The 26,351-nt window shown below is 64.3% G+C and carries 22 protein-coding genes; 8 read left to right on the top strand and 14 right to left on the bottom strand.

Annotation, left to right across the window (positions count from 1 at the left end; genetic code table 11):
* Window positions 1–48: 48 nt before the first annotated feature.
* The 4 genes from GCN74_RS21920 to GCN74_RS21905 all read right to left on the bottom strand — a co-directional run bounded on the left by GCN74_RS21920 (window position 49) and on the right by GCN74_RS21905 (window position 4,475).
* Window positions 49–534, bottom strand: coding sequence for a DUF6702 family protein (locus GCN74_RS21920; RefSeq protein ID WP_193317199.1), 486 nt, complete (start codon window positions 532–534; stop codon window positions 49–51).
* Window positions 534–2,909, bottom strand: a complete 2,376-nt coding sequence (locus GCN74_RS21915; RefSeq protein WP_152258635.1) for a M1 family metallopeptidase — start codon at window positions 2,907–2,909, stop codon at window positions 534–536. Before GCN74_RS21915 ends, GCN74_RS21920 begins: the two co-directional genes overlap by 1 nt.
* A gap of 165 nt (window positions 2,910–3,074) precedes the next feature.
* Entirely contained in the window at window positions 3,075–3,536 is a 462-nt protein-coding gene (locus tag GCN74_RS21910) for a MarR family winged helix-turn-helix transcriptional regulator (RefSeq protein WP_152258634.1), read from the bottom strand.
* A gap of 72 nt (window positions 3,537–3,608) precedes the next feature.
* Window positions 3,609–4,475, bottom strand: coding sequence for an oxidoreductase (locus GCN74_RS21905; protein ID WP_152258633.1), 867 nt, complete (start codon window positions 4,473–4,475; stop codon window positions 3,609–3,611).
* 173 nt (window positions 4,476–4,648) lie between these two features.
* Between GCN74_RS21905 and GCN74_RS21900 the strand changes: the two genes are divergently transcribed.
* Window positions 4,649–5,578 carry a LysR family transcriptional regulator gene (locus tag GCN74_RS21900; protein WP_152258632.1) on the top strand — a complete coding sequence of 310 codons (930 nt, stop codon included), beginning with the start codon at window positions 4,649–4,651 and terminating at the stop codon, window positions 5,576–5,578.
* Here the strand turns inward: GCN74_RS21900 and GCN74_RS21895 are convergent.
* Window positions 5,563–6,384, bottom strand: a complete 822-nt coding sequence (locus GCN74_RS21895) for a sugar phosphate isomerase/epimerase family protein (protein WP_152258631.1) — start codon at window positions 6,382–6,384, stop codon at window positions 5,563–5,565. The genes GCN74_RS21900 and GCN74_RS21895 overlap by 16 nt on opposite strands.
* On the bottom strand, window positions 6,384–7,223 hold the full coding sequence (locus GCN74_RS21890; RefSeq protein WP_152258630.1) for a phytanoyl-CoA dioxygenase family protein: 840 nt from the start codon (window positions 7,221–7,223) through the stop codon (window positions 6,384–6,386). The genes GCN74_RS21895 and GCN74_RS21890 overlap by 1 nt, the downstream gene beginning before the upstream one ends.
* Window positions 7,224–7,332: 109 nt before the next feature.
* Here GCN74_RS21890 and GCN74_RS21885 point away from each other — a divergent pair, with 109 nt between their 5' ends.
* A complete protein-coding gene (locus GCN74_RS21885) occupies window positions 7,333–8,286 on the top strand; it encodes a LysR family transcriptional regulator (RefSeq protein ID WP_226939165.1) in 954 nt (317 codons plus the stop codon).
* A gap of 27 nt (window positions 8,287–8,313) precedes the next feature.
* Here the strand turns inward: GCN74_RS21885 and GCN74_RS21880 are convergent, their stop codons facing one another.
* Window positions 8,314–9,384 carry a hypothetical protein gene (locus GCN74_RS21880; protein WP_152258629.1) on the bottom strand — a complete coding sequence of 357 codons (1,071 nt, stop codon included), beginning with the start codon at window positions 9,382–9,384 and terminating at the stop codon, window positions 8,314–8,316.
* A 305-nt stretch (window positions 9,385–9,689) separates the two neighbouring features.
* On the opposite strand from GCN74_RS21880, the gene GCN74_RS21875 reads away from it, so the two are divergent.
* Window positions 9,690–10,109, top strand: coding sequence for a hypothetical protein (locus tag GCN74_RS21875; protein ID WP_152258628.1), 420 nt, complete (start codon window positions 9,690–9,692; stop codon window positions 10,107–10,109).
* Window positions 10,110–10,417: 308 nt separating this feature from the next.
* Here the strand turns inward: GCN74_RS21875 and GCN74_RS21870 are convergent, their stop codons facing one another.
* Window positions 10,418–11,920: a hypothetical protein gene (locus tag GCN74_RS21870; protein ID WP_152258627.1), complete on the bottom strand. Its 1,503-nt coding sequence runs from the start codon at window positions 11,918–11,920 to the stop codon at window positions 10,418–10,420.
* Complete coding sequence (locus tag GCN74_RS21865) at window positions 11,917–12,792, bottom strand: hypothetical protein (protein ID WP_152258626.1); 876 nt, start codon at window positions 12,790–12,792, stop codon at window positions 11,917–11,919. Before GCN74_RS21865 ends, GCN74_RS21870 begins: the two co-directional genes overlap by 4 nt.
* 311 nt (window positions 12,793–13,103) lie before the next feature.
* On the opposite strand from GCN74_RS21865, the gene GCN74_RS21860 reads away from it, so the two are divergent.
* The 3 genes from GCN74_RS21860 (at window position 13,104) to GCN74_RS21850 (ending at window position 15,756) form a co-directional block, all read left to right on the top strand.
* Window positions 13,104–13,760 (top strand): hypothetical protein, encoded by a 657-nt coding sequence (locus GCN74_RS21860; RefSeq protein WP_152258625.1) that lies wholly within the window; start codon window positions 13,104–13,106, stop codon window positions 13,758–13,760.
* A gap of 71 nt (window positions 13,761–13,831) precedes the next feature.
* Window positions 13,832–14,713, top strand: a complete 882-nt coding sequence (locus GCN74_RS21855; RefSeq protein WP_152258624.1) for a hypothetical protein — start codon at window positions 13,832–13,834, stop codon at window positions 14,711–14,713.
* A 119-nt stretch (window positions 14,714–14,832) separates the two neighbouring features.
* Window positions 14,833–15,756 (top strand): hypothetical protein, encoded by a 924-nt coding sequence (locus GCN74_RS21850; protein WP_152258623.1) that lies wholly within the window; start codon window positions 14,833–14,835, stop codon window positions 15,754–15,756.
* A gap of 65 nt (window positions 15,757–15,821) precedes the next feature.
* Here GCN74_RS21850 and acpA read toward each other — a convergent pair whose 3' ends face one another.
* Window positions 15,822–17,942, bottom strand: a complete 2,121-nt coding sequence (gene acpA, locus GCN74_RS21845; RefSeq protein ID WP_152258622.1) for an acid phosphatase — start codon at window positions 17,940–17,942, stop codon at window positions 15,822–15,824.
* A 175-nt stretch (window positions 17,943–18,117) separates the two neighbouring features.
* Here acpA and GCN74_RS21840 point away from each other — a divergent pair, with 175 nt between their 5' ends.
* Window positions 18,118–19,389, top strand: coding sequence for a cytochrome-c peroxidase (locus tag GCN74_RS21840; protein ID WP_152258621.1), 1,272 nt, complete (start codon window positions 18,118–18,120; stop codon window positions 19,387–19,389).
* A 150-nt stretch (window positions 19,390–19,539) separates the two neighbouring features.
* Window positions 19,540–19,869: a hypothetical protein gene (locus tag GCN74_RS21835; RefSeq protein WP_152258620.1), complete on the top strand. Its 330-nt coding sequence runs from the start codon at window positions 19,540–19,542 to the stop codon at window positions 19,867–19,869.
* Window positions 19,870–19,926: 57 nt separating this feature from the next.
* On the opposite strand, the gene GCN74_RS21830 is transcribed toward GCN74_RS21835, so the two are convergent.
* The 4 genes from GCN74_RS21830 to GCN74_RS28895 all read right to left on the bottom strand — a co-directional run.
* Window positions 19,927–21,777 (bottom strand): GGDEF domain-containing protein, encoded by a 1,851-nt coding sequence (locus tag GCN74_RS21830; RefSeq protein ID WP_152258648.1) that lies wholly within the window; start codon window positions 21,775–21,777, stop codon window positions 19,927–19,929.
* 393 nt (window positions 21,778–22,170) lie between these two features.
* On the bottom strand, window positions 22,171–23,982 hold the full coding sequence (locus GCN74_RS21825) for an ABC transporter ATP-binding protein (RefSeq protein WP_152258619.1): 1,812 nt from the start codon (window positions 23,980–23,982) through the stop codon (window positions 22,171–22,173).
* A complete protein-coding gene (locus GCN74_RS21820; RefSeq protein ID WP_152258618.1) occupies window positions 23,972–25,723 on the bottom strand; it encodes an ABC transporter ATP-binding protein in 1,752 nt (583 codons plus the stop codon). Before GCN74_RS21820 ends, GCN74_RS21825 begins: the two co-directional genes overlap by 11 nt.
* Window positions 25,724–25,909: 186 nt before the next feature.
* Window positions 25,910–26,351: hypothetical protein (locus GCN74_RS28895; RefSeq protein WP_413541559.1), on the bottom strand; the 442-nt coding region annotated here is incomplete at its 5' end.

Raw genomic sequence — 26,351 nt, 5'->3', positions numbered from 1 at the left:
GTCTCTGGAAGTGGCGGGGCGGGGCCCCGGCGGGCTGCCTGCCGCTGGTCAGCGGATCGGCAGTTCCGTATTCTGGCGGTCGAAAATCAGCGTCTGGATGGTGCCGCTGTCCTGCACGTTGAGGGTGTTGCGCTGGCTGGGCAGGAAATCGATCAGCAACTGGTTGTGGATGCGCGTGGCGGGCGCCAGGCGCGTGCGCTCGATCTCCTGGAAGATCACCACGTTGTCGGCATTGACCTTCATGCCGACCCACGCCAGGCGCAGGCGCTTGCCGTCCGGCGCCACGAGGTAGAACTGTTTGTCGACATAGCGGCGCAGCGCCGCTTCGCTGTCCTCCTGGCCCAGGTCGAACTGGCGCTGGTACAGCTGCGTCAGCAGCGCCTCGACGTCGTGGCCCGTATAGGTATGCACCACTTCGGTGCTGCCGCTGGCCCCGTTATAGCTGATGTCGGCGATACCCATGTGGAAATTGTGCGCGCCGGCCGCCATGCTGGCGCTGGCCAGCAGGCTGGCCGCGACGAGGCGCCAGCGCATCACGCTTCGTCGCCCTTGTCCGCGCCGCCGTTCCTGCCTTTCAGCGGCGTATTAAAATCGCGCATCAGGTTATCCTTGGGCGATTTTTCGCTCTTGAACAGTTCCAGGCGCGATGGCGTGATCTTGCGCGGCCAGGCGTTGTTGCTGGTATCGATATCGGCCGTTTCCCAGTACGGGTCCTGCACCAGGCCCACCATCGGCTCGTCGGTGATGACGACCTTGGTGATCTTTTTCGGCGAATAGCGCCACACTTCGGCCGGCACGCGCTCCACGTATTTCTTGCCGCTTTTCAGTTCGATTTCCAGTATCAGGGGCATGACCATGCCGCCCAGGTTCGACAGGTCGACCAGGTACAGGTGCTTGCCCTGTTTCAGCAAATCCTTTTCCCACGGTTCCAGGCCGGCCAGCGCTTCGGCGTAGGCGTTGCGGTCCTTGTTGGTGACCGTGAAATCGTCGTGCTGGTTGTAGAAATCCTTCAGCTCCGGATGCGCGTCGACCCGGCGCGGCATGCCCTTGTTGGCGCGGCTCGTGACGGATTCCGGCTGCGCATCCTTCTGGGCCTTCTTCCATGCCTTTTCCGTGTCCGGGTTTTTTGAGCTCACGCCATATTCGGTGATGCCGTCGATGCTGATGTCGACCGGGGCGGTGGTGTAGAACCAGCCGCGCCAGAACCAGTCCAGGTCCGTGCCGGAGGCGTCTTCCATGGTGCGGAAAAAGTCGGCGGGCGTCGGGCGCTTGAACTTCCAGCGCTGCGCATACTCCTTGAACGCGTAGTCGAACAGTTCGCGCCCGAGGATGGTTTCGCGCAGGATGTTCAGGCCCGCCGCCGGCTTGGCATAGGCGTTGTTGCCGAACTGCAGCAATGACTCGGAATTGGTCATGATGGGCACCTGGTCGCGGCTACGCATGTAGTCGACGATCTCGCGCGGCTCGCCGCGCGAGGCCGGGTAGTTTTCTTCCCACGCCTGCTGCGCCAGGTACTGCACGAAGGTGTTCAGGCCTTCGTCCATCCACGTCCATTGGCGCTCGTCCGAGTTGATGATCATCGGGTAGTAGTTGTGGCCCACCTCGTGGATGATCACGCCGATCAGGCCATACTTGGTGCGCTTGGAGTAGGTCAGCTCGCCCGTCTTCTTGTCCTTGACGGGGCGCGGGCCGTTGAAGGAGATCATCGGATACTCCATGCCGCCCACGGGGCCGTTGACGGAAATGGCTGTCGGGTACGGGTAGTCGATGCTGTACTTGTTGTACTGCTCGATCGTGTGCACGATGGCTTGCGTGCTGTATTTTTCCCACAGCGGGTTGCCCTCTTTCGGGTAGTAGGACATGGCCATCAGCTTGCTGCCGCCCTTGTTGTAGCCCTGCGCATCCCAGATGAACTTGCGGCTCGAGGCCCAGGCGAAGTCGCGCACGTTGGCCGCCTTGAAGTGCCAGGTCTTTTGTGCGCGGCTGACGGATTTTTCGGCCGCTTCCGCTTCTTTTTGCGTGACGATGACGACGGGCTTGTCGCTGGTGCGGGCTTTTTCCAGGCGCTCGCGCTGGGCAGACGACAGCACGTCCTGCGGATTTTGCAGCTCGCCCGTGGAGGCGACGATATGGTCGGCCGGCACCGTCAGCTGCACGTCGTAGTCGCCGAATTCCAGCGTGAATTCGCCGGAGCCGAGGAACTGCTTGTGCTGCCAGCCGGCCGCGTCGTAATAGGCCGCCATGCGGGGAAACCACTGCGCCACTTCGAACAGGGCGTTCTTGTCGTCGAAGACTTCATAGCCGGCGCGTCCGCCCAGCACCTTCTGTTCGTTGATGCGGTAATCCCAGTCGATCTGGAGGACGAAATCCTGGCCCGGCTTCAGGGGCTGCGGCAGGTCGATGCGCATCATGGTGCGGTTGATTACGTACTTCAGGGGCTGGCCATCCGCGCCTGTCAAGCGGCGGATATTGAAGCCGCCCTGGAAGTCGCCGCGCGCGAGGATGCCGCGCAAGCCTTCGAACTTCATCGTGTCTTCGCCTGCCGTCCTGGCCCAGGCCTGGCGCGATGGCGCCGTGGCCACGCGGCGCGCGTCGGAATCGGGCTTGTAGATATTCTGGTCCAGCTGCACCCACAGGTAGCCGAGCGTGTCGGGCGACTGGTTATGGTAGGTGATGCTGCCGCTGCCGGCGATTTCGCGCTTGGCTTCGTCCAGGGTGGCGCGGATCGTGTAGTCGGCGCGCTGCTGCCAGTAGGCGTGGCCCGGCGCGCCGGACGCGGTGCGGTAGGTATTCGGGGTGGGAAGTATCTCTTCGAGCTGGCGGAACTTGTCGTCGAATGGCTCTGCAGCGAAGGCCGAGACGGTAAAGCAGAAAGCCAGCGAGGCTACGGAGCCGAAAGGTTTGCGCATAGTCACCCTGATGTTGTTGTAAGGAAATAGTGGCAACTATTCTATACGCAGGGTGGGGCCATCCTTGTATCGATTTGTAATAAAGAAAGGCAGATTTCGCGCCAGCATTTGCCATGCGCAGCCGAAGCACGTGTCTGCCTGATTTTGCTCGGAAAAGCGGGGCGTTTACTCACTTTTCATCAGGCTGTCGCGCAACTGGTTCAGTTGTTGTTTCATGTCCACAACTTGTTCCACGCTGCAATGGCTGGCCGTGAGGATGGCTTCGGGCAGCAGGGCCGCTGCGTGGCGCAGCTGGTCGCCATGTTCTGTGAGGGAAATGATGACCTGGCGTTCGTCGCTGGCCGCGCGCGTGCGCGTCAGCAGGCCCGATTGCTCCATGCGCTTGAGCAGGGGCGTCAGGGTGGCCGAGTCGAGAAACAGGCGCTCGCCCACTTCCGACACGGTCAGGCCGTCGCGTTCCCACAGCACCATCATCACCAGGTATTGCGAATAGGTCAGGCCCAGCTTGCGCAGCAGCTTCCGGTACAGCTTGTTCATGGCGAGCGAAGTCGAGTACAGCGCAAAGCACAGCTGGCTGTCCAGGCGCGGCACCTGGTGCAGCGGGTTGGGGGCGGTGGTGGTATCCATGGGCACAGTATATATAGCGCGCTACTTAGTTGCAAGCTACTCCGCTACCCGCTATCCCCCTGCCTGGCGGCGTCACAGGGTATTCAATGCCGCCAGTGCCTGCGCGTCCAGCCTGAGCGCGCCGGCCGCGATGTTTTCGCGCAGGTGCGCCACCGACGAGGTGCCGGGAATGACCAGCATATTCGGCGCGCGCTGCAGCAGCCAGGCCAGCGCCACCTGCATCGGCGTGGCCTGCATGGCGGCCGCCACCTGGTTCAGGGTATCGGACTGCAGCGGCGAAAAGCCGCCCAGGGGGAAGAACGGCACATAGGCGATGCCTTGCGCGGCCAGCGTGTCGATCAGCGCATCGTCCGCGCGGTGCGCCAGATTGTAGTGGTTCTGCACGCAGACGATGGGGCTGATCCGCTGCGCCTCGGCCACCTGGCCGGCATCGACATTCGACAGGCCGATATGGCGCACCAGGCCTTCCCGCTGCAGCTGCACCAGCACGGACAGCGGCTCGGCAAGCGAGGAGCCGTCCGGGCCGGCGATGCCCGGTGCGCGCAGGTTGACGACGTCGAGCACGTCCAGGCCCAGGTTGCGCAGGTTGTCATGCACGGCGTCGCGCAGCTGTTGTGGCGATGCGGCCGGCAGCCAGGACTGGTCGGCGCCCCGCACGAAGCCGATCTTGGTAACGATGGTCAGGCCGCTGCGGTACGGGTGCAGCGCCTCGCGGATGATCTGGTTGGTGATATGCGGGCCGTAAAAATCCGACGTATCGATATGGTTGACGCCCAGTTCGACCGCTGCACGCAGTACGGCGACGGCGGCGGCGCGGTCCTTCGGCGGGCCCCAGACGTGCGGGCCGGCCAGCTGCATGGCGCCGTAGCCGGTGCGGTTGAAAGCGATGTCGCAATGGGCGGGCGTGAATGGGGCGCGGGCGGGGGTACAGGTGTGCATGGAAGCTCCGGTGTGGTGGTCGAGGACAGGAGCAGCCATCGTAACGGCGATTGCGCAGTATGATAATCGGGTCAATCCGGCACAGGCTGTACTCAATTGCGTACAGTGAATTACGTCCAGTGAAATAGGCACAGTGAAATAGGCACAGTGAAATAGGCACAGTGAAAGCTCCCATGCATGCAGACAGTCCTTCCATGGCCGACCTGGCCGCCTTTGCCCAGGTGGCCCGCCACCAGGGGTTTCGCCAGGCCGCGCGTGCCAGCGGCCAGTCCGCGTCGGCGCTGAGCGAGGCGCTGCGCCGGCTGGAGCAGCAACTGGGCATCCGCCTGCTGGAACGCACCACGCGCAGCGTCACGCCGACAGCCGCAGGCGCATTGCTGCTGACGCGCCTGCGCCCCGCGCTCGATGAAGTGAGCAGCGCGCTCGACGTGCTGAACGACTTGCGCGACAGCCCGCGCGGCACCTTGCGCCTGAACGTGCCCGTCATCGCGGCGCGCTTCTTCTTGCAGCCCATGGTCGACCAGTTCCTGCGCGCCTATCCGCAGATCCGGGTCGAGCTGGTGGTCGATAATAATTTTGTCGATGTCGTCGCCAGTGGCTGCGACGCGGGCATTCGCTATGGCGAGCGGCTGGAGCAGGACATGATCGCCATCCCGATCGGCCCCCGCACGCAGCGCTTTGCGGTGGCGGGCGCAGCGTCCTACCTGGCGCAGCGGGGCGTGCCCATGCATCCGCGCGACCTGCTGCAGCACGCCTGCCTGCTGGGGAAATTCCTCAGCGGCGCGATTCCACCGTGGGAGTTCGAGCGCGACGGGCAAAAAGTGAGCGTGGAGCCGGACGGCCCATTGATCGTCACGCCGACGGCGGCCGACCTCGCGGTCAGCATGGCCGTCGCCGGCCATGGACTGGTGTATCTGTTTGAAGAGTGGCTGCAGCCGTATGTCGATGCGGGCCAGCTGCAGCCGGTGCTGGAAGACTGGGCGATGTCCTTTCCCGGCCCGTTCTTATACTATGCGGGCCGGCGACACCTGCCAGCGCCGCTGCGCGCCTTCATCGATTTCGTGCAGGCCAATTTTGCGCAGCTTCCTCAGTCCGCAGGATAGCGCTGGCGCAGCAGCTGCAGCATGGCGACGTTCTGTTCCCAGGCATCGGCCACCGGCTGCTGCGTGTAAGGCAGCGTTTGCAAATACGGCGCGGGGCCGAATTCGGGCGTGAACGTCATGCGCTCGGCGCCGGCCGCGCGGCGCAGTGCAACGATGGCATCCCACCAGGCCAGGTGGGCGTCGAGCGCCGCCTTCGCTTCCGGCGCGCGGAAGTCGGCCACCTGCGGTCCCTGCGCATGGCCCACGCGCGCATGCACGTGGCGCACCAGCGGCAGCACTTGCGCCAGGGTGTGCGGCTGGTCTTCCAGCAGGGACTCGCAGGCGCAGCACCAGTGCGACAGGTCGGCCGTCAATGGCAATGCAGGATACTGCGCCAGGTAGGGCAGCAGCAGCATCGGATGGCCGCTGAAACGGCTGCGATGGATTTCATGCACGATGGGCACGCCGTGCTTTTCCGAGATGGCGGCGGCCAGGTCGAGCAGCTGCGCGTTTTGCGCCGGTGTATAGAAATCCTTGCCCGTGTGCGTGTTGACCAGCACGGGGCGCGCCAAACAGGCGTTCTCCAGCAGTTCCGCCAGGGCCGCGCGGTGCCGCTCGAAGTCGCTGTGGAACACGGTTTCCCACTGCGCGGCGATCAGCTGCAGTCCCGCCCTGGCGATGCGCTCCGTCCATTCCCCGCGCAGGGCTGCGTCCAGCGGCAGCGACATTTCGATGCCGTCGAAACCGGCCGCCAGCACCTTGTCGATGAAGACCTCGGGCGCCAGCTCGTTATTGCCCCAGTGGGCGGCGTAGACTTCGATGCGCATCAGACGAAGCCCCGCACGGGGAACGCTGCGTCGCGCTGTATCCAGTTGTGGGCCGCGTACTCGGTCTGGCCGTCCGTCGCGTGCAGGGTGTAGGCGTGGCGCGAGACGGGCGAGCGGTTCGGCGCGCTGTAATGGGGCAGCAGGCCATGGAAGCAGACCAGGGCGCCGGCCTTGACTTCCAACGGCACGGCCGTGCTGTCGTCGGGCCAGGGCGTGGTATCGAGTTTTTCCACGCGCACCTGGTCGCCGTTGCGGATGAAGCGCTCGCGCAGGGGGCCGCGGTGGCCGCCCGGCTCCGCCCACAGGCAGCCGTTTTCCAGGGTCGCGTCTTCCAGCGCGAACCAGAACGTGGTCACGCTGATGGGCGTGGTCTCGAAGTACGTGGCGTCCTGGTGCCAGCGCACTTCGCCGCCGATGCCGGGCTGCTTGAAAATGTACATCGATTGCCACACCTGCGCGTCCGCCAGGCCCAGGTCGCGCGCCACTTCGGCCAGTTTCGGGTCGCTGGAAAAGCTGCGGAAGACGGGGTCCAGGTCATGCATGGCGTGGCCGATCTTGTTGATCGACAGGGACTTGGCCTGCTTCAGCTGGCCGTCCGCGCCGAACGCCTCTTCCTCGAAGAAGCAGCGGATGGTGTTGTCGGAAGCGAGAAAATAATCGTTGGTGTTCTTCGCCTGGTCGCGCGTGGTGAAAATGGATTGACTCTGGCTGGGATCGAATTCGTTGACAATCTGCTCGGCGCGCGCGCGCAGGGCGGCGATGTCGTCCGCTCCCTTGAAGCCGGGCAGGATGATGTAGCCGTCGCGTTGGTATTGTGCTTGTTGTTCGATCGTTAGCATGGCGGCGGCTCCGTAAGTAGGTAGAAGGCGTCATTGTAGGTTGGACGATGGGCGCAAACAATCGCCCAACGGTTGACAGATTGTCGTCAAAACGAAGACAATCTTTGACATGGATCAACTAAAAGCGATGGAAATCTTTGTCGAAGTGGCGCGCCAGCGCAGCTTTACCGTGGCCGGGCAGCGCCTGGGCCTGACGCGTGCCATGGTCAGCAAGACCATCATGCAGCTGGAAGAGCGCCTCGATGCGCGCCTGCTGCACCGCTCCACGCGCGAAGTGAGCCTGACGGACGCGGGCCGCGCCTATCTGGCGCCGTGCATGGCCACCGTCAGCCAGGCGCAGGAAGCGGCGCGCATGGTGGCGCACGTGGCGCAGGCGGGAGCCGGTTTGGCCGGGCCGCTGCGCATCCAGGCGCCATCGAGTTTCGGCAGCGCGTGGCTGGCCGATGCCGTCGCCCGTTTCAGCCTGCTGCACCCGCAGGTGCAGGCCGAACTGTTTGTCGACGACGCCCTGCTCGACCCCATACGCCACGGTTTTGATTTGACCATCCGCGTGGGCGGCATCCCGGACAGCAGCGCGCTGGCCATGCGCCCGCTGGCGCCTTGCCGCGCCGTGCTGTGCGCCAGCCCCGCCTATCTGGCGCAATGGGGCGTGCCGCAGGCGCCGCAGGATCTGTTGAAGCATCAGTGCCTGCATTTCAGCCACCTGACCGATGGCACGAACTGGCATTTCCAGCGTGGGGAAGGGGAGCGGCGCGAGGAGGTCAGCGTGCGCGTGCAGGCGGGCTTCACGGCAAATAACGGGCTGGTGCTGCACCAGGCGGCGCAGCGGGGATTGGGCATCGTCTACAGCACCACGTTCCTGGCCTGGCGCAATCTGCTCGATGGCAGCCTGGTGCCCGTGCTGTCCGGCTGGGAGCTGCCCCTGAATCACTTGAGCGCCCTGTACCCGGCCAGCCGCCAGCCATCGCCCAAGGTGCGCGCGCTGATCGATTTCCTGGTGGCCGAATACCAGCCCGTGCCGCCGTGGGACCGCGAACTGGCAGCGGCCGGATTTTTCAGCTGAGGGTCTCAGCCAAGGTTCAATGGAGGTTCAGTTGAGCGCGACGGCTTCCACCGTCCACGCGCCATCCGCATACACGCGCTCGTCGTCCAGGTAGACGGCTTGCGTGACGGCGAAGATGTCGACGTGGTAGCGCGCATCCTTGCGCTTGAACTGGGGTTTTGTATAGACGCCGTGCTTGGCGCCCAGCGACAGATGGATGCCGCACATGCGTTCATACGTGCCGATGTCGTTGACCAGCTGCTCGCGCGAAAAGGCGCGGTTCATGCCGAAGCCCAGTTCGCGCACCCACACTTCGCCTTCGTGGGCGCGGATGATCTCCAGCATGGCGGCAAATTCCGGCGTGGCGTTTTCCGTGCCCGTCACTCTGCCTTTTTCGATGATCAGGGTGATCGGCGTGTCGGGACGGTTGACCATGAAGTGCGTGTCGCCAAAGACGAAGATGCGCACGCGCCCGTTCACCGCTTCCAGGTCCTGCGCTTCCGTAAACACTTCGCCCAGCGGGAACTGGCCGCCGATATTGTTCATGCCGCGGTAGTCGCCGATATTGAGCTTGGCCGATTCGAACGGCGAAGCGAAGACCAGCTGTTCGCCGCCGCTGTCGACCATGCCGTGGCGGGCGCCGTCGATGCGCGCCTTCAGTGCATGGCCCACGCCGCGGTAATAGACGGGGTCGTAGGCCAGCGAAGCGATGTAGTGCAGTCCCTGCACGCCGGGCATGCGCGACAGGTGCACGTGTTCGATCACTTTCAGGCCACGTTTGAACAGCTCGATGCGGATGCGGAACGCTTCCAGGCGGAAGCTGGTCGACTGGATCAGCACGACCAGGCTGCCGGCCGGCAGTTCGGCAAACGCGGCCAGTACGGCGTCCGGCGTGACGTCGTCGAAATCGATGAAGGTGGCGTCCGGCAAGGCCTGGCGGTACGCTTCCGTCAGCACGACATTGAGCCAGCTGCGCTTGTCGCAGACGATCAGGGCCGGTTCGTCCGGGCGGTGACAGATGGCCATGGCCAGCAGGTCGGCCACGTTTTGCGCGGCCACTTCGGTGGCGGCGGCGCTGATGGCGTCGAGCCGGCTGGTGTCATTCTCGGGAAGCGTCATGGTGCGGAGGTGTCTGGCGTGAAGTAATCGCAGCATTATAAGGTGATTGCCACTGGGCACACCATTCCCCATCCGGCGGAGGACACGGCGCTGCCGCGCCCCTGATTATCTTGTGTAGTGCTTTACGGCAATGTATTATTTGATACATGGTATGGCAGCGGGTATGGCAGCGAGCCTGGAAGCGGCCAGCCGCAGCGGCAATGGCACGCATGTGCACGGTACGCTTTCAGTGATGCAGGGACAACAAGCCAACAGGCGATGATGAAGAGTGTGATGTGATGAGCATAATCGGACAAGATATTCCCATGGAGCGGCCTGATGCGGATGGACGCGCCGCCGTGTTCGTTCCCGTCACGGGCGTCAAGGAAGATGTCTTGTTGACTATACGCAAGGGAGCGGCCATCGTCGGCTTTGCCAACCACGACCGCACCATTACCGTGTATTTTGAAAGCAACCGCTTTGACGATCCCGTGCTGGCCAAGTGGGAGCACAAGGCGCGCAAGGCCTACGACCGCCTCGTCGACAATGCGCCCACCGTGTCGAAGCTGACCACCAGTCCCGCCAATTTCGAGCAGATCGGCTACATCAACGGCAAGGGCATCACCATCCGCCGCATGGAAAGCCTGCAGCGCTGGCTCGCGTATTCGGATGCGATGGCTTCGTGTCCGGAGACCGACATCATCCCCCGCACGGTGATTGCCAAGGTTGACGCTGTCAAGGTCTAAGAGCGGCTGATAAAACGCCCAGGGCGTTGTTGCCTGCCCCTCGCCGTACTAAAGTACTGTCTTCGGGGCGGCGCCTAGCCCTGAGCATTTTCTCAGCCGCTCTTGGCATGCCTACGAACAGCCGTATGAGTAAGCCATATGCAATGCCATGGCTGGGAGCCTATCTCTCGCCGTACCAATCGTACTGTCTTCGGGGCGGCGCCTGGCCCTGGGCATTTTCTCGGCCGCTCCTGGCGTGCAGGCGGCGCCAACAGTATTGTCGGATTACGCGTGGCGTTGCCCCGCTGATCCGACCTCGCCTGGTCCCATCACACCACGACGATATTTGCCTGCGCCTTGAGCGGGCAGGGCAGGCTGTCGTCGAAGGTGATTTCGATGGCGCTGGCGACAAACATGCCGCCGATGTGCTGGGCGGCGATTTCCGGCGGCGTACCGGGCTTGGTCAGGTTGACGTCTTGCGCGAAGACAAACACGCGCCAGGTGCCGAAGACCTTTTGTCCATATTGCAGCAGGGTCCGGTAAGCCCGCTTCAAGTCCAGGCTGCCCGCATACACGCCATCGTTGGCGCCCAGGTCGAAGCCCAGGCCGTCGTCGGTCAGCAATTCCACGAAATACAGGCCTTGCGGCGCCTGGAACAGCACGAAGGCATACAGATCCGTGCCGCGGAAGACCATGCCATTGTCGCGCTTGAAGCTGGCGCGTATCCACAGCGGTTCGTAGGCCTGCACGACGGCGGGCGTATCCGTTTCTACGGGCCCTGCCACATGGATGTTGACCTGCGTTTCGGTGACGGCATGCTGGTAGGTGGCGCCCGTGGTAAAGCGCTCGTATTGCCAGCTGATGTCGGCCGTGTAGGGCAGGCCCGCATTGGGCGCTTCGGGCAACACCCATGTCGCCACGACGCGCTCGGCCAGGCTCAGTTCGCTGACGGCCGGCGGTGTGGCTTCCTGGCCACGCCAGAACGGGTCCGCGAAATCGGAGCAGGCGACGGCGATGGCGCCCGAGGCGATGGCCGATGCCACGCCCGCCACCGTGAACTCGGGCTGGCCCGACCCGGCCCCTTCCAGCGAACAGCAATGCACGCTGGGTTCCGTTTCCTCGAAGCTGCCGCCCACGCTGAAGCTGGCCTTGCCGGAGCCGAGCGCGGCGGAAATGATGGCCACCAGCGCGGCGATGATGGCGATGATGATGGCGAGTATCTTCCACCACGGGTCGGAAAACGGCAGTTCGCCGTGCGTGCCCGCATAGGCGGGATTCGGCGTCCAGACGAGGGTCATGCCGGTCGGCACGATGGGCCCCAGGCCGGGCGGGCAGCGGCAGTCTTTTCCGTCGCCGCCCGCGCTGCCCCAGCGCTTGCCGGGCAGGTGACCCTGCGGCTTGGACAGTTCCAGGGTGCCTTCCTCGACTGTGCAGGTGTAGGTGTTGGTGGCGCTGTCGAAGCGCGTCTGCGAGACGAAGATTTGCTGGATCGAGCGGCGCGGCGTGTAGCCGTCCGCCTTGGCGACAAAGCTGACCAGGCGCTTGCCGGGCGCCGCATGCTGGAAGTCGGCATCCCACGTCACCAGCATGGCCGCGCCGGCGGGAACGCTGGCAAAGAAAAAGGTGCGCGCCACGGGCACGATGCCGGGATCGCCCACGCTTTCCAGGTACACCGTGACATTGCTCAATGCGCTGCTGGACATGTTGGTGACGTGGGCGGCGATGCGCAAGCCATAGATGGCATTGTCGAAGATGCCATCGGGCAGCATGATATTGGTGACGGGCTCGATTGCGAACGGCCGCGTCAGCACCTGCATGGGGGTGTCGCTCATGATGCCTGCTCCTCGGGGCTGTGCGTCGCTTGCGCTTGATCTTTCTCCAGATTAATGACGATATACGTGATGCCGCCCATGACCTTGCCTTCCTGGGTCTCGAGCACGCGCAGCAGCGCATATTGGCGTGGCGGCAAGGCCTCGGCGCGCACGCTCAGGTACGCGGCCTGCGCCTGGCCCCGCGGCACCTCGAACGCCAGCTTTTGCTCGCCGGGCGCGTCGCCATTGCAGTGCGGCGTGCGCGCCAGCCCCGTTATCAGCTGCGCTTCCCTGGCCGGCTGCCATCTGTCCAGGCCCAGGGTGGCCAGCAGGCGGGCAGGCAGTTCGCCGCCCTGTTCGATGAGCAATTCCACCTTCCTGGCTGCGCGGGGCAGGGCCGCCACCGCGATGGCCAGCAGTTGCGCGCGCCGCGCCGCCAGCACCACGGTGACATTGCGCTGGGCGATCTGCTCGTGCAAGGTGGGCTGGAAGGGTAAGCCGTTGGGCAAGGGGTCGGGCAGCGGGTTGATGTCGCCGGCCCCGTGCGCCACGGCCAGCAGGCATTCGTGGCCGCCGTTGACGATGACGGGCACCCAGGGCACCAGGCACAGCACTTCCTGCGTGGCGCCGGGCGGCAGGTCGGCAAATGCGGAACCGATCTGCGTGGCGGCGCCGACGGCGATCTGGCCGGACGGATCGGCCCAGTAAAAGTCCACGCGCACGCCGTTCGAGGCGCTGTTGCCCGTGTTGTGTACGCGGCCCCACAGGTAATTGCTGGTGCCGGCAATGGGGGCGCCCGGCGGGCCATTCGGATCATTGCCCGGCACGACCCAGATATCGGCGCTGTCCCACCACCATGGCTGGCCGTCTTCGATGATCAGGTGGGCTGGCATGGCGTTCTCCTTGTCCTTGGCCGGAGCTTGTAGCTTAGGCCGGGGCGGCGAAGCGGAGATTGATCAGTGTCAAGCCTGTGATGGTGCGCGTTTGTGCAGAGCGCGATAGGAAATTTTCATAAACAGGCGAAGTGGATCAGTGTTTCTAAAATTTTCTGTGCTGGAAATAAGTAGTGTTGATGGAGAAGAATACGTTATTATTTGAAAGATAATTCAAGGTTTTTGATTGTCATTTTTATGGATGCGGATTTCAACGCCATCGTTGGGTAGTCTCCCCTGTGGCGCATGGGTGACGTATGAAGAGGTATTTTGTGAATCAGGAAATTGAATACCAATGCCAGGAGTCGACTTGCCAGTCGACATTTCCTTGGTCCGTGCGTTTTTGTCCATTTTGCGGAGTGAAGCAAACTGCTATCAAGGTGAAAATAATTGCACCTGTAGTCGTTGCGCAAAACGTTGACAAGGATATGTCGTCACCTCTAACTGAGCAGGTAAGGATTGCCGATTCCGAAGTTCAGAACCATAGCGTACCGAAGGAACGAGTATTGTCAAATCCTGCTTTGTTGGACGATGGGCCGAAGAAATTCAATGTTCACATCGCTGACAGTATTTCAAATTCATACTGCGATAGCGTCACTTTTGGTGTTTTGCTGCGGTATGGGAAAAGTGTCTTGGGGGGCGATGTCAAGCGGGCGGAGTCGATTTTATCATTGACTTTGCAACGGTTGAATGTCGTCAATGAAAAAGAGTTGCTAGATGACCTTGGTGCACTGCTGCACGCTTTTACCGACATTGAAAAAAAATTAGACAAAAAGAGCCGTGTCGATGCTCTGCAAAGTGTCTGTAAACCACGTCTAGGTGCGGTGAAAGGTATGGATCCAGAGATCGCGGAAAAATATATCACCGATTTTTGCCGGAATAATAATGTGGCTCAGAGATCAGGTATTTGGGGCTGGAAAATTTTGTAGAGTGGTGAGGGAGTGAAGGCATGATCTGGTTTGATCGTTTAAATTAAAATTTTTAAAACACCGAGGAATATATGAATCAATCCGATCTGGACTGGTTGAAGAACCGTGTGGCTGCAGCTGTAGATGATGATTTTTATCTGGATCGTGGCGAAGAAAGACGTATTAAAGAAGAAGCCGCTGCACGCGGTATCGTGAGCAGAGAAATAGAGTTGGTAGTACGTGAACAGTTAGATGAGTATTCCGCAGTGTCCGAGCGTGCGCTCGTGGAAGAGCTGGATAGGCTGCTGCATCAGTTCACTGACAACGACAAGAAGCTGGATCAAAAGGAAGAGCGTCTGGCAATGAGTAAAGTAGTGAATGCGGCATCTGGCAAACGTGTTGGACTGGATCCGCGTGTGGCAGAGGAGTATGTGACTAGTTTTTGCAAAGCAAACGGAGCATCGCGTTCAACAGATACAAAAAAATGGCTTGGTTCTCAGATGGGACTGGTACTTGTTGCCGTTGCTGTTATTGGTGCAGCCATCTTCTTCGCGACACGCCCGTCGAAAGACGCGGCCCCTAGTACAGTAGCGCAAGTCAGTGATAGTCGATCTGTGGATACGAAGGCGATTAAGCTCAATGAAAACGATCGTTCTGACATCGATGATCAGTTACGTCGTGCCTCTTTATACATCGAGAAGGCTCAGTACACCGATCCGCCGGAGAGTTCTGCGAAGGCTTCACTCGATCAAATTCGGCAGATTGACCCTGAGGGACAATACCGTGGCGAAGAGGTCAAGGGGCTTGCCAGCAAGATAGTTGATCACTACATCAAACTGGCTGATAAAAGTGCCGCGTCGAATGATCTTGGGGCTGCTGCCAAGTGGTTAGCTCGTGCGAAGCTGCTGAACCGTGATCGTGAGGTAATATTAGAAAAGGAACGAGCATTAGGGCTGGTGAAGGCGGAGCGTTAAGACTGCGCTATCTCCGCCAGCAGAGATAAGCAGAGCTCGCACAATGGACAGGGCACTCGATATGATCGTATGCCCTGTCTTGCCGCATGAGCAGCAAAGGTTGGAACGTGTCTGAAAAAGTGAATGAAGTTTGCATCAACGCCGCTTGCGGCCGGACCCTGCTGCTGCGCGTGGCGCATTGCCCGTTTTGCGGCGCGCGCCAGGGGGCTGCCGCACCCGTGCTCGAGAAAATAGCGGCGGCGCCACCACCTCCGCCGGTCCCGCGCATGCCGCCGCCGGTACCCGTCGCCCCACCGATTCCTGCGCCTGCTCCCATTGCCACGCCGCAGCCCGTGCCGCAGCCCGCACCCGCTCCGCAGCCCGCTCCGCCGCCTGCCGCGCCAGCCAAGGCGCCGCCCGCGAAACCGGCCGCTCGGGGTTCGGTGCCGCCGCCGCGCCCGCCCGTGCGCTTGCGCACCTGGATCGCGGCGGCGCTGGTGCTGACGGGCATCTGGTTCTTTAACAAGCCCGCCGACAAGCCGGCCAGCGTGCTGGAACAGGTCGAGGCCGCCACGGCGCTGGCGGCGCGGTGCGACCTGGACGGGGCGCGCAGCGCGCTGGCCGTGCTGAAAAGCGCCAAGGCGCCCGCGGCGCACATCAAGCGCCTGCAGGCAAGCATCACCAAGTCCGCCGCCGCCTGCGACAGGCAACAGCAGCGGGCGCAGGCGTGGACGGCGCTGCAGGACAGCGTCAGCCAGGCCCTCGATGGGGGCAAGCCGGATCTGGCCGCCACGCGCCTGGCCGCGCATGTCAAGCGCTGGGGCGACGATCCCGATACCCTGGAACTCGACGCCAAGGTGAAAGTGGCGCAGGCCAGCGCCCAGCTCGATGCGGCCGACGCCTGCCTGGCCAGGTCGGACCGGGTGTGCCTGGAAAGCAGCCTGATCGCAGCCGAACGCTACAAGCGCCCGGAACTGGCGGCGCGCACGCAGGCGCTGCGCGCCGCCTTGTCGCAATTGCTCGAGCATTCGCTGCTCGATGCGGCCCCGGGAGCGGGCCAATAGCACCGGCATGAAAAACGCCCGCCGCGGCCAAGCCGGGCGGGCGTCGCGCCTGCCGGCGGGCGCGATTACTCTTGCGGCACCAGCGCCAGCGCGGCGCTGAAGTCGCCCATCGGCTTGCCGCCGTTGGCCACCAGCGCCTTGTCGCGCGTGGTCAGGCCGTCCAGCACGGGCAGCGAGAAGCGGTGCGTGATGGCGCGCAGGATCGAGGCCGAATCGTATTGCGTGTGATCGACCAATCCCTTCTTCACGTAGGGCGAGACGAGGATGGCCGGCACGCGCGTGCCCGGACCCCAGCGGTCGCCCTTCGGCGGCGCCGCATGGTCGTAGAAGCCGCCGTTTTCATCGTAGGTGACGATGACCAGCATGTTCTTCCACTGCGGACTCTTTTTCAGCTGGGCGATGACGCCGGCGATGTGCGCGTCGCCGTCGGCCACGCTGGCATAGCCCGCGTGCTGGTTCAGATTGCCCTGCGGCTTGTAGAAGGCCACGGGCGGCAGCTTGCCGGCGCTGGCATCGGCCAGGAACTGGCTGTCGAAGTCGCGCAAATGGGCGGCGCGGTAGGCGGGTGCCTTCACGGGGTCCATGTTGGCAAAGTAATTGAACGGCTGGTGGTGGAACTGAAAGTTCGGCGGACTGGGGAAGCTGCTGCCGCGCGCGCTGGCCGTGGCCAGGGCCGTCGTGTCCTTCCAGGCGCCCGCATACCAGGCCCAGTCGATGTTCTTGCCCGACAACAGGTCGCCGATATTCGTCTGCGTCTGCTGCGGCAGGGTGGTGGCCTTGCCCGTGTCCGCATACAGCTTGCTGCTGTCGCCCGAGGCCGGGGCATTGCTGCTGGGCTGGAACGGCGGCTGCATGGTGTTCACGGCATAGAACATGCCGGTGCTGTCGGCCGGCGTCAGCGCGCCGTCGTTGGCATAGCCGGGCGCGCCGTTCAGCACCGTGGCAGGCGCCGTGGCGGACGGCGTCAGGCGCACGAAGTTACCGTTGGCATCGACGTCGATCTTGGCAATCGAGCCCTTGGCCACCGAGGTGTCGGCGTTCGGATAGGTGGGCGCGCAGGCGCAGATCAGGTACTGGTGCGTGAGGAAGGAGCCGCCAAACGCGCCGATGAACAGGTTGTCGGCCAGCGCATATTGCTTGGCGATGTCCCACAGCTGCATCTTGCTGCCGTCGTAATAGCCCATGGACAGGCCGCCCGCGTCGGAATACGCCGCGAACTTGTCGTTGGCGCCGCCGTTGATCTGCATCTGGTTGTTATAGAAGCGGTGCACCAGGTCGCGCGTGATCACCGATTGCGGCATGTACAGGGGGCTGCTGGCGTCGTCGATCTGGAACGGCTTGTTCGGCAGGTTGGCCGACTGCGCCTGCGTGATGACGGTGCTCTGGCCGGCCGCCGCCATGCCGCCCCAGGTGGGTGGCAGCACGGGCAGGGTGCTGCCGTCGATGTCCTTCTGCGCCACATAGGAAGAGGTCGAGGTGGGGTTCACGCCCGGCACGCCGTTCGCGCCCGGGAACAGGCCGTACAGATTGTCGAAGCCGCGGTTTTCCGCGTAGATGACGACGATGGTCTGGATGTTGTTCAGCGCCAGGCTGCCATTCAGGGCGGCCAGGGCGTCGGCGGGCGCCGCCTGGGCGCTGGCGCTGGCGATCAATGCCGTCACGCTGGCGTTTTCCGCCTTCAGTTTGGCCAGTTCGTCGCCGGCGGCCTTGTTGAAGTCGGACGCCAGGCCCGCTTCCGACACGCCCAGGCGCGCGGCCAGCTTGCTGCTGGCGGCCGCGAAGTCGCCGCCGTTGCTGTCCATGATCTGCGCCAGTTCCGTCGACAGGGCGCTGACGAAGGCGCTGTGGCCGCTGGGGGCGCGCAGCAGCAGTTTTTGCGTGACCTTGCTGCCCGCGTCGCCGATGGCTTCGTGGCGGATGGCGTCCGTGCCGATGGTCACCAGCACGGCGCCCTGGCCGTCGAGCGTGTAGCTGCCGTCGGCGGCCGTGCGCACGGCGGCGGAGGCGCTGTCGCACGTCAGCTTGTTCGTGGCGCTCTCCAGGCACACCTGGGCGTTTTCATAGTAGCTGCCGATGACCTGGCCCTGGGTGCCGGGCGTGATTGCGTAGTCGCTGCCGCAGGCGGCCAGGCCCAGCGACAGTAACAACGGCAGGGGCCGTAAAGAGGTTTTTGCGTGCAAGTTCATGTTCATGCCTTCTGGGTGGAAAACGTCGCATGCTAGGCAGGCAATATGTCAGCTGCGTGACATGTCGGGGCCTGTTACATGACGTAATGTACGGACTTGATACATTACTTTTTGCAGGGGCTTGTCACGCAGCTGTCATATGCCGTTGCTACGCTGCCAGCCCATGAAGAAACCGATGCCCTCCCTGCTGCTCGCCACGCTCGGCGCGATCAGCGCCGCCTGCCTGCTGGCCGCCTGCCGGCCCGCGTCGCAGAAAGACGCGCCCGCCGCACCGGCCGCCTACCTGGCGGGCGCGTATGCGCCCACCCTGAAACGCCAGCCTTCGGTGATGGCCATGACGGCGATGGGGCGCGCCATGTTTTTCGAACCCAGCCTGTCCGTGTCGGGCAAGCTGGCCTGCGCCAGCTGCCACAGTCCCGAACATGCGTACGGTCCGCCGAATGCGCTGGCCGTGCAGCTGGGCGGCCCGGAATTGAAGGACGCGGGCACGCGCGCCGCGCCGTCGCTGCGCTACATCCAGAACGCGCCGGCGTTTACCGAGCACTATCACGACGACGATGGCGACGACAGCGTCGACGCGGGCCCCACGGGCGGGCGCAACTGGGATGGCCGCGCCCAGTCCGGCCACGAACAGGCGCTGGCGCCCCTGCTGTCGCCGCGCGAGATGGGCAACCGCGACGGAGCCGCCGTGGTCGCCAGGCTGCGGGCCGGCCCCCTGGCGGCGCAGTTCCGCCAGACGTATGGCGAGGATATCTTCGAGCAGCCTGATCAGGCCCTGCGCTGGGCGCTGATGTCGCTGGAAGTGTTCCAGGAAAGCCCTGCCGATTTCTATCCGTACACGAGCAAGTACGACGCCTTCCTGCGCAAGCAGGCCAGCCTGAGTCCGCAGGAAGCGCGCGGCCTGGCCCTGTTCAACGATGAAAACAAGGGCAATTGCGCGTCCTGCCACATCAGCCGGATCAGCCCCGGCGGCGCCTTCCCCCAATTCACTGATTATGGCTTGATCAATATCGGCGTGCCGCGCAATGGCAAGCTGCCGGCGAATGGGGACCCCGCGTACTTTGACCTGGGACTGTGCGGCCCGGACCGAACCGACTTGACGGAGCACAAGGAATACTGCGGCAGCTTCAAGACGCCGTCCTTGCGCAACGTGGCCCTGCGCAAGGTGTTTTTCCACAACGGCAGCTTTGACAGCCTGGAGCAGGTGTTGCGTTTTTACGTGCAGCGCGACACGGCGCCGCAGAAATGGTATCCAAAGGATAAAAATGGCAAGGTGCGCAAATACAACGATATGCCGCCGGGAATGGAAGCAAACGTGAACGTGGAGGCGCCGTTCGACCGCCAGCCGGGCCAGGCGCCCGCCCTGAACGAGCGCGAGATCGCCGACGTGATCGCTTTCCTGCACACCCTGACGGATGGCTATCGGCCGGCCCCTGCCGCACATTGAGCGGGACATTGAAAAGATATCAAGATACCATTGCTTACAAATGCGTCGTCAAAGCGTGTTTTTATGTGCGTTAGCGCACGCTGGAAAAATTTAGGCCGGTGTATATTGCGAACTGATCTGTGTCTTTTGATAACAATGAAAGGGAATATCATGAAAGTAAGCAAAAATTGGATGACCGTGTGCGCCGCCGGGATGATGGTCGTGGCGCTGGCTGCCTGCCACAAGAAGGACGATGTCGCTGCCGGTCCAGCCGAGCAAGCGGGCCAGAAGATCGATGCGGCCGCCGCCAAGGCTGAAGCCGACATCAAGGCCGCCGCCAGCAAGGCCGACGCCGCCGTGAGCCAGGCCGCTTCCGATACGGGCGCCAAGATGGACCAGGTCGCCGCTGACGCCGACAAGAAAATGAGCGAAGCGGCCGATGCCGTGGGCAAGAAAGTGGAAAAAGCGGGCGAAAAGATGCAGGACGCCGCGCACAAGTAATCATCGCACTGACCGTGCCAGGGCCGGCCGCTGCCGGTCCGGCCTCCGCAGCTGCCGTCAGCTGATGGCAGCTGCGGCCACGCCGCCGCTGGCGCCAGCCGGGCTGCCATGCGCCGTCGTCGCTGTGCTTGCATCATCCAAGCCGTCCGGTCCCCCCAGCACCACGCTCAAATCGACAAAGCCGTCGCGCCACGCGCGTTCCAGGTCTTGCTCCACGGCTTCCAGGGTCGTTCTTTCCACCTGCTGAAAACCACGCAAGCCGTACGCCCGGTTGCGTCCGTGCGCCTTGGCCAGGTACAGCGCCATGTCGATGAGGTTGACGCTGCGTTCCCACGTGAGCGGCCGTCCCAGCGGCGCCAGCGGATAGGGCGCAAATCCCACGGACACGTGCACCTTGATGGCCTGCCCCTGGTAGTGGACGTCCTGCGCGGCCATGCCGTTGAGGATGCGCCGTGCGATATCGTCGAGTCCGTCGCGCGCGACGGCCGGCAGGAAGGCGAGGAATTCCTCGCCGCCCCAGCGCACGATCATGTCCGTTTCGCGCAGCACGTCATGCAGGGTTTCGGCGATGGTGGTGAGCACCAGGTCGCCCGCCGCATGGCCGTAGCGGTCGTTGATGTGCTTGAAATGGTCGACATCGAGCAGGAACAGCGCGCCCACGACATCGGCGCCGCCGTAGGCCTGCTGGGGTTTGCCTGCATGGCTGCGCATGAATTCCTGAAAGTGGCGGCGGTTGTACAGGGCCGTCAGCGGATCGCGCGAGCTCTGGCGCTTGAGTTCCTGGTTCTTGACTTTCAGCTGCACGTTCGCGTGGCGCACCTTGCGGTACAGCAAGCCGACGATGACGGACGCCATGGCCAGTACCAGCGCCAGCAGCCACCATACGCGCTGCTGCAGGCGGCGGTTGTCGATTTCCGTGCTCTTGAGCTGGTTTTCGCGGCTCAGCAGCTCGATCTGGCGCTGCTTCTTCTCTGCCTCATATTTTTCCTGCAATTCGTACACGGCCTTCTGCCGCTGCTTCTCGAACAGCTGGTTGGAAATGTCGCGCTCGCGGTGGTACGCGGTGACGGCGCCGCGCAGGTCGCCCGCCTTTTCCAGCGCCGTGCCGTACTCCAGCAGCACGGCCTGCATGTCCGGCTGGTTGGCCGTGCGTTCGTAGTAGGCCAGGCCCGTGGCCACGCTTTGCTTGCCCTCCTGCAGGCGGCCCTGGCCGATCAGCGCCTGGCCGATGTTCAGGCGCGCCGTCGCTTCCACCTGCGCATTGTTGACGAGGCGCCCCGCCGTGATGGCTTCATTCGCATAGCGCAGCGCGCGCGCGTAGTCGCCTTCCTTCAGGTAGCTGTCCGACAGGTTGACGAGGGTAACGGCCACCATGCCGCGGGCGTCCAGCTGGCGTTCCAGCGCCAGGGCCGCCAGCAGGGCGCGCTGGCCCCGCTGCGGCTGCTGCGCGTCGAGCGCCAGCCCGTATTCCGTATTCTTCGCCTGCGCCATGCGGCCCGGCGACGCCAGGGTGCTGGACACGGCCAGCAATTCATCGAGCACCTCGAAACCCTTGTCGTATTCGCGCATCTGCGTGTACAGCAGGGTGAGGGCATTCAGGGCCGCTGCCAGGCTGGTGGGGGAGCTGCTCTGGCGCGCCAGGTCGACGGCCGCCTGCAGCTTGGCCAGCGCAAACGGGAAATTGCCTTCCTCGGCCCACGACTGGCCCGCACTGATGGTCGCCTGCACGCGCACGGGCAGGTCGTCCGTGCGGTTGGCGATGCGTTCCGCTTCAAAGGCCAGCAGGTGCGAGGCGCGGCGCTCGTTCAGGGCAAACGTGATGTAGGCCTTGCACAGCATGCCTTTCGCCAGCGCCACATCGTTCTTGTTCAGGCGGGCGTAGGCGATCAGCTCCTCGGCCAGCTGCATGGCGAGGTCGTTCTGTCCCAGGCGCATGCGGACGGTGCTCAGCTGGGTAAGGAATTCCGCGCGCACGGGCAGGGGCGCGCCGCGCGCCTGCGTTTCCACCTCTTGCAGGCGCTGCAGGGCGCGCGCGGGCACGAAGCGGCCATCCTCGCGCACGGCGGCGATATGCTGTTCAAGGTTGCCCACCTGGGCATGGATGGCAGGCGGCAGCAGGCAGGCCAGTACCAGCAGCCAATGCGCCTTTCGCCACGATGCCCGTCTCTGTCTGCCTGCCAACTTCCCGCCCCCGCAATGACCCACTGTCTGCAACTGATTATATTCTGTTGCAATCAAGAAATATCATGCGGGGCGCAGAAATTTGCGAAAGTGCACACTGCCGGCATTGACAAAACAATATTATTGCGCCAGCTGCTGCAGCAGATACAGGCGCTGGTACAGGCCGCCTTCGATCTGCATCAGCGCGTCGTGCGGCCCCGCTTCCGTGATGCGGCCGTGGTTGAGCACGATGATCCGGTCGGCTTCGCGGATGGTCGACAGGCGGTGGGCGATGGCGATGATGGTCACCTTGCCGCGCAATTCATTGAGGGCCAGCTGCACGATCTGCTCCGTCTGGCTATCGATGCGCGACGTCGCTTCGTCCAGCAGCAGGATGCGCGGCTGGCCGGCCAGCGCGCGGGCAATGGCGATCAGCTGCTTCTGCCCCGACGACAGGCGCGAGCCGCCTTCGCCCAGCGGCGTGTCGTAGCCGTGTTCCAGCGCGGCGATGAAGTCGTGCGCATGCGCGGCGCGCGCGGCCGCCTCGATCTGCGCCTGCGTGTAGCCGCGGCCCATGTCGATGTTTTCGCGCGCCGAGGCGGCCAGCAGGAAGGGGTCTTGCGGCACCAGGCCCACGTCGGCGCGGAAGCGCTCGTTGGCTATGCTGTCGAGGGCGACGCCGTTGATGGCGATGCTGCCCTGGGCGACGGGATAAAAGCGCAGCAGCAGGGACAGCAAAGTCGACTTGCCGCTGCCCGTGTGGCCGACGATGCCGAAGAACGCGCCCTGCGGGATGGTCAGCGACAGGTCGTGCAGCACGGGCTGGTTTTCCACGTAGGCGAAGGTCAGGTGCGCGATGTCCACGGCGGGCGAGTCGGTTCCTGCCGCCGCATGCCGCAGGGCCGGTGTTTGCTTTTTCGGTGCATGTTCGAGCGCCTGCGCTTCGTCCAGCAGGGCCGAGACGCGGGCCGTGGCCACCACCGACTGCTGCAGCTGGCTGAACTGCATGGTGATCTGGATCAGCGGCTCGATCACGCGCGCGATGTAGCTGATGAACGCATACAGCACGCCCACTTCCACGGCGCCCATCTCGCGCCGGCCGAAGCCGAAGATGACGACGGCCAGCAGCACGATGTTGAGCATGTCGAGCGCGGGGCGCAGCAGCCAGGCGTTGGCGCGCAATTCCTGCATGCGCGCCGTGTAGTGGTCCTGGTTGATGCCCGTGAAGCGCGCGCCGAAGCGCTTTTCCGCGTTGTTCGCCTGCAGCACGCTCATGCCGCCGATCGATTCGGCGATCTGTCCGTTGATTTCGCTGCGCAGGGCGCGCGCGCGCGTGACGGCCGGCGCGCTCCAGCGCTGGTACAGGAAGACGATGACCAGCACGGCCGGCAGCAGGGCCAGCACGATCAGCATCAGCCGCCAGTCGAGGAAGGCCATGGCGGCCATGGTGCCGACCAGCACGATGGAGCTGTCGAGGATGACGAACAGCACCTGCACATACAGCGATTTCACCGCTTCCGTGTCGTTCGTGACGCGGCTGACCAGCTGGCCCGTGATGGCGCGGTCGAAGAAGGCCATGGGCAGGCGCAGCACGTGCTGGTAGACGGTTTCGCGCAGGCGCTGCACCGAGCGCATGGCCAGGCCGGACAGGCGCACCAGCTGCAGGTAGCGCAGGCCGGACGCGACCCAGCCCGTCAGCAGGCAGCCGCCCAGCAGCAGGGACATGCGCGTCCAGTCCAGGTTGCGCGGCAGCAGATGCTGGTCGATCAGGGCCTTGCCCAGGATCGGCCCCGTCACTTCCAGGGCGGCGGCGAGGATCAGCCAGAACGTGGCCCAGTACAGGTGGCGCAGGTCGGGCGCGGCGGCGCGGCGCAGCAGGCCGATGGCTTGCGCGGCCTGGCGGCGCACGGATTGCGTGGCGGAGGCGGCTTGTTCGTTCTTCTTAGATGGCATCGAGGCTGGCCTCCAGTTGTTGATAGCGCCACTGGCTGGCGTACCAGCCGTCGCGCTGCATCAGCGCGTCATGGTTGCCCGTTTCCGTCACGTGGCCGTCGCGCAGCACCAGGATCAGGTCCGCGTTGACGACGGCGCTCAGGCGGTGGCTGGCGATGATGGCGCTGCGCTCGGGGCGCTTGCGGCGCAGTTCTTCCAGGTGCTGCAGGATGCGCGTTTCCGTGCCCGTGTCGACGGCCGACAGCGCATCATCCAGGAGCAGCAAGCCGTTGTCGGCCAGCAGGGCGCGGGCAATCGCCACGCGCTGGCGCTGGCCGCCGGACAGGGTGATGCCCTTTTCGCCCACGTGGGTCTGGTAGCCGTCGGGGAATTGCAGGATGTCCGCATGGATGTCGGCCAGCTGCGCCGCCCGTTCCACTTCCTCGCGCGTGGCGCCGGGACGGGCCAGCGCGATATTGTCGGCGATGGTGGCGGAGAACAGGAAGGACTCCTGCGGCACCCAGCTGATGGCCGCGCGCAGCGCATGCAGGGTGTAGGCGTCGAGCGGCTGGCCATTCCACGTGGCCGTGCCCGATTGCGGCGTGACCTGGCGCAGCAGCACGCGCAGCAGGGTCGACTTGCCGCTACCCGTGGGACCCACCAGGCCCAGGGTCTGGCCCGGCTGCAGGCGCAGCGAGATGCCGGACAGCGCGGGCGCCGTCTGGCCTGCGTAGGCAAAGCCGATGTCCTGCAATTGCAAGGGGCCGGGCGTGAGGGTGTCGATGCTGCCATGGTCGTCGATGGCCAGCGGCGCGTCGAGCATCGGCTGCAGCCGCTGCCAGGCGGCGCGGCCCCGTTCGATCAGGGAGAGTACCCAGCCGGCGGCGAACATGGGCCAGATCAGCTGGCCCAGGTACATGGAAAAGCTCGTCAGCGCGCCGATGGTCAGCTGGTCCTGCCACACGAGGTAGCCGCCCAGGCCCAGGGTCAGCGCCGTGGCGGCCGTCAGGGTCAGGCCGACGGCCGGTTCGTACGCCGCTTCCCAGCGCTGCGCCGTCAGGCTGGCATTGGCCGCGTGGCCGGCCAGGGTGGAAAACTGGGTGCTGCTGCGCTCTTCCAGGCCCAGCGCGCGCAGGGTGCGCACGCCCGACAGCGATTCCTGCACATGGTCGTTCAGCGCGGAAAAGCGTTTCAGCGAATCCGTCGACGCCGTATGGATATGGCTGGAGATGCGCCAGAAGGCCAGTCCCATCAGGGGGAAGGGCAGGAGGGCGATGCAGGCCAGGCGCCAGTCCACGCCCAGCAGCATGATGCCCAGCACCATCAGCAGGGTCAAGGTGCCGTCGAAGCCGGCCAGCATGGCTTCGCCGGCGGCCATTTCGATGGCGTCGATGTCGTTCGTCGCCAGCGCCATCAGGTCGCCCGTGCGCTGGTTCTGGTAAAACGACGCGCCCTGCTGCGACATGCGCGTGTAGAAGCGCGTGCGCAGCATCACGCCCAGCTGGTAGGCGGCCTTGAACAGGGTGATGCGCCAGCCCACGCGCAGGAAGTAGATGACGACGCCGACGGCGAGCAGGGTCAGCAGCTCCAGCCACAGTTCTGCCGCCGTCATGCGGTGCGCGGCCAGCGCGTCGACGATGGCGCCCACGCGGCGCGGGATCCAGACGGTCAGTGTTGCCACGCCTGTCAGCATGACGGCAGCGGCGGCATACGCCGGCCAATGCTGACGCACGAAGCCGGCGATGAGCCTCGACAAACTCATGGTTACCTTTTGTTTTGAATAATGGGGTGTCGCGGGGCGGAAGGACGGGCACGCGGACGGAAAGTACGCGTAGGATACAACAAGGCGGAAAAGCGCGCTGTGGACGGGCACGCAAAAAACGGGCCGTAGCCCGTTGTTTTGCGCGATGCGGCGCCGCTGCCTGGAACTGCAGGCTTGACTGCCGGCTTACTTGCGGCTGCTGCCTTTGCCGCCGCCCAGCATGTCGAGCTGCTTCGATGGCGCGCCCTTGGGCGCTGGCTTGGCGGCTGGCTTCACGGCAACCTTGGCCACGGTCTTGCCGGCGGCGCTGGCCGGCTTGGCAGCTGGTTTGCTTGCAGGAAATGACTTGGCCGGTGCGGGGGCGGCCGCTTTCGCCGGCGCGGCGGCGGGCGCCGGTGCCGGCTTGGCCGCTTCCCCCTTGGCTGCCGGCTTGGCTTCGGCCGCTTTCACGGCGGGCTTGTCGGCAACAATCTTGCTGGCCACCTTCTCGGCGACCTTCTCGGCCGGCTTGGCGGGGGCGGCTGCCGGCCTGGCTGCCGGTGCGGCGGCTGGGACGGGCGCAGCCTTGGCCGTTTCGGCCGTTGCGGCCGGCTTGGCGGCAGGCGCAGGCGCTGCGGCTACGGGCACC

The organism is Janthinobacterium sp. FT14W (assembly GCF_009208755.1).
Classification (GTDB): domain Bacteria; phylum Pseudomonadota; class Gammaproteobacteria; order Burkholderiales; family Burkholderiaceae_D; genus Janthinobacterium; species Janthinobacterium violaceinigrum.
This window is presented reverse-complemented; position numbering and strand designations above follow the sequence as displayed.

Bases quoted from the DNA above. Each gene is read 5' to 3' on its own strand.
- GCN74_RS21865 (WP_152258626.1), bottom strand. From the start codon at position 12,792: ATGCCAGCCCACCTGATCATCGAAGACGGCCAGCCATGGTGGTGGGAC.
- GCN74_RS21820 (WP_152258618.1), bottom strand. From the start codon at position 25,723: ATGAGTTTGTCGAGGCTCATCGCCGGCTTCGTGCGTCAGCATTGGCCG.
- GCN74_RS21885 (WP_226939165.1), top strand. From the start codon at position 7,333: ATGGATCAACTAAAAGCGATGGAAATCTTTGTCGAAGTGGCGCGCCAG.
- GCN74_RS21825 (WP_152258619.1), bottom strand. From the start codon at position 23,982: ATGCCATCTAAGAAGAACGAACAAGCCGCCTCCGCCACGCAATCCGTG.
- GCN74_RS21890 (WP_152258630.1), bottom strand. From the start codon at position 7,223: ATGCTAACGATCGAACAACAAGCACAATACCAACGCGACGGCTACATC.
- GCN74_RS21835 (WP_152258620.1), top strand. From the start codon at position 19,540: ATGAAAGTAAGCAAAAATTGGATGACCGTGTGCGCCGCCGGGATGATG.
- GCN74_RS21920 (WP_193317199.1), bottom strand. From the start codon at position 534: ATGCGCTGGCGCCTCGTCGCGGCCAGCCTGCTGGCCAGCGCCAGCATG.
- GCN74_RS21870 (WP_152258627.1), bottom strand. From the start codon at position 11,920: ATGAGCGACACCCCCATGCAGGTGCTGACGCGGCCGTTCGCAATCGAG.
- GCN74_RS21830 (WP_152258648.1), bottom strand. From the start codon at position 21,777: ATGCAGCTGGCCGAGGAGCTGATCGCCTACGCCCGCCTGAACAAGAAC.
- GCN74_RS21880 (WP_152258629.1), bottom strand. From the start codon at position 9,384: ATGACGCTTCCCGAGAATGACACCAGCCGGCTCGACGCCATCAGCGCC.
- GCN74_RS21915 (WP_152258635.1), bottom strand. From the start codon at position 2,909: ATGCGCAAACCTTTCGGCTCCGTAGCCTCGCTGGCTTTCTGCTTTACC.
- GCN74_RS21875 (WP_152258628.1), top strand. From the start codon at position 9,690: ATGGAGCGGCCTGATGCGGATGGACGCGCCGCCGTGTTCGTTCCCGTC.
- GCN74_RS21900 (WP_152258632.1), top strand. From the start codon at position 4,649: ATGCATGCAGACAGTCCTTCCATGGCCGACCTGGCCGCCTTTGCCCAG.
- GCN74_RS21910 (WP_152258634.1), bottom strand. From the start codon at position 3,536: ATGGATACCACCACCGCCCCCAACCCGCTGCACCAGGTGCCGCGCCTG.
- GCN74_RS21840 (WP_152258621.1), top strand. From the start codon at position 18,118: ATGCCCTCCCTGCTGCTCGCCACGCTCGGCGCGATCAGCGCCGCCTGC.
- acpA (WP_152258622.1), bottom strand. From the start codon at position 17,942: ATGAACTTGCACGCAAAAACCTCTTTACGGCCCCTGCCGTTGTTACTG.
- GCN74_RS21895 (WP_152258631.1), bottom strand. From the start codon at position 6,384: ATGCGCATCGAAGTCTACGCCGCCCACTGGGGCAATAACGAGCTGGCG.
- GCN74_RS21855 (WP_152258624.1), top strand. From the start codon at position 13,832: ATGAATCAATCCGATCTGGACTGGTTGAAGAACCGTGTGGCTGCAGCT.
- GCN74_RS21905 (WP_152258633.1), bottom strand. From the start codon at position 4,475: ATGCACACCTGTACCCCCGCCCGCGCCCCATTCACGCCCGCCCATTGC.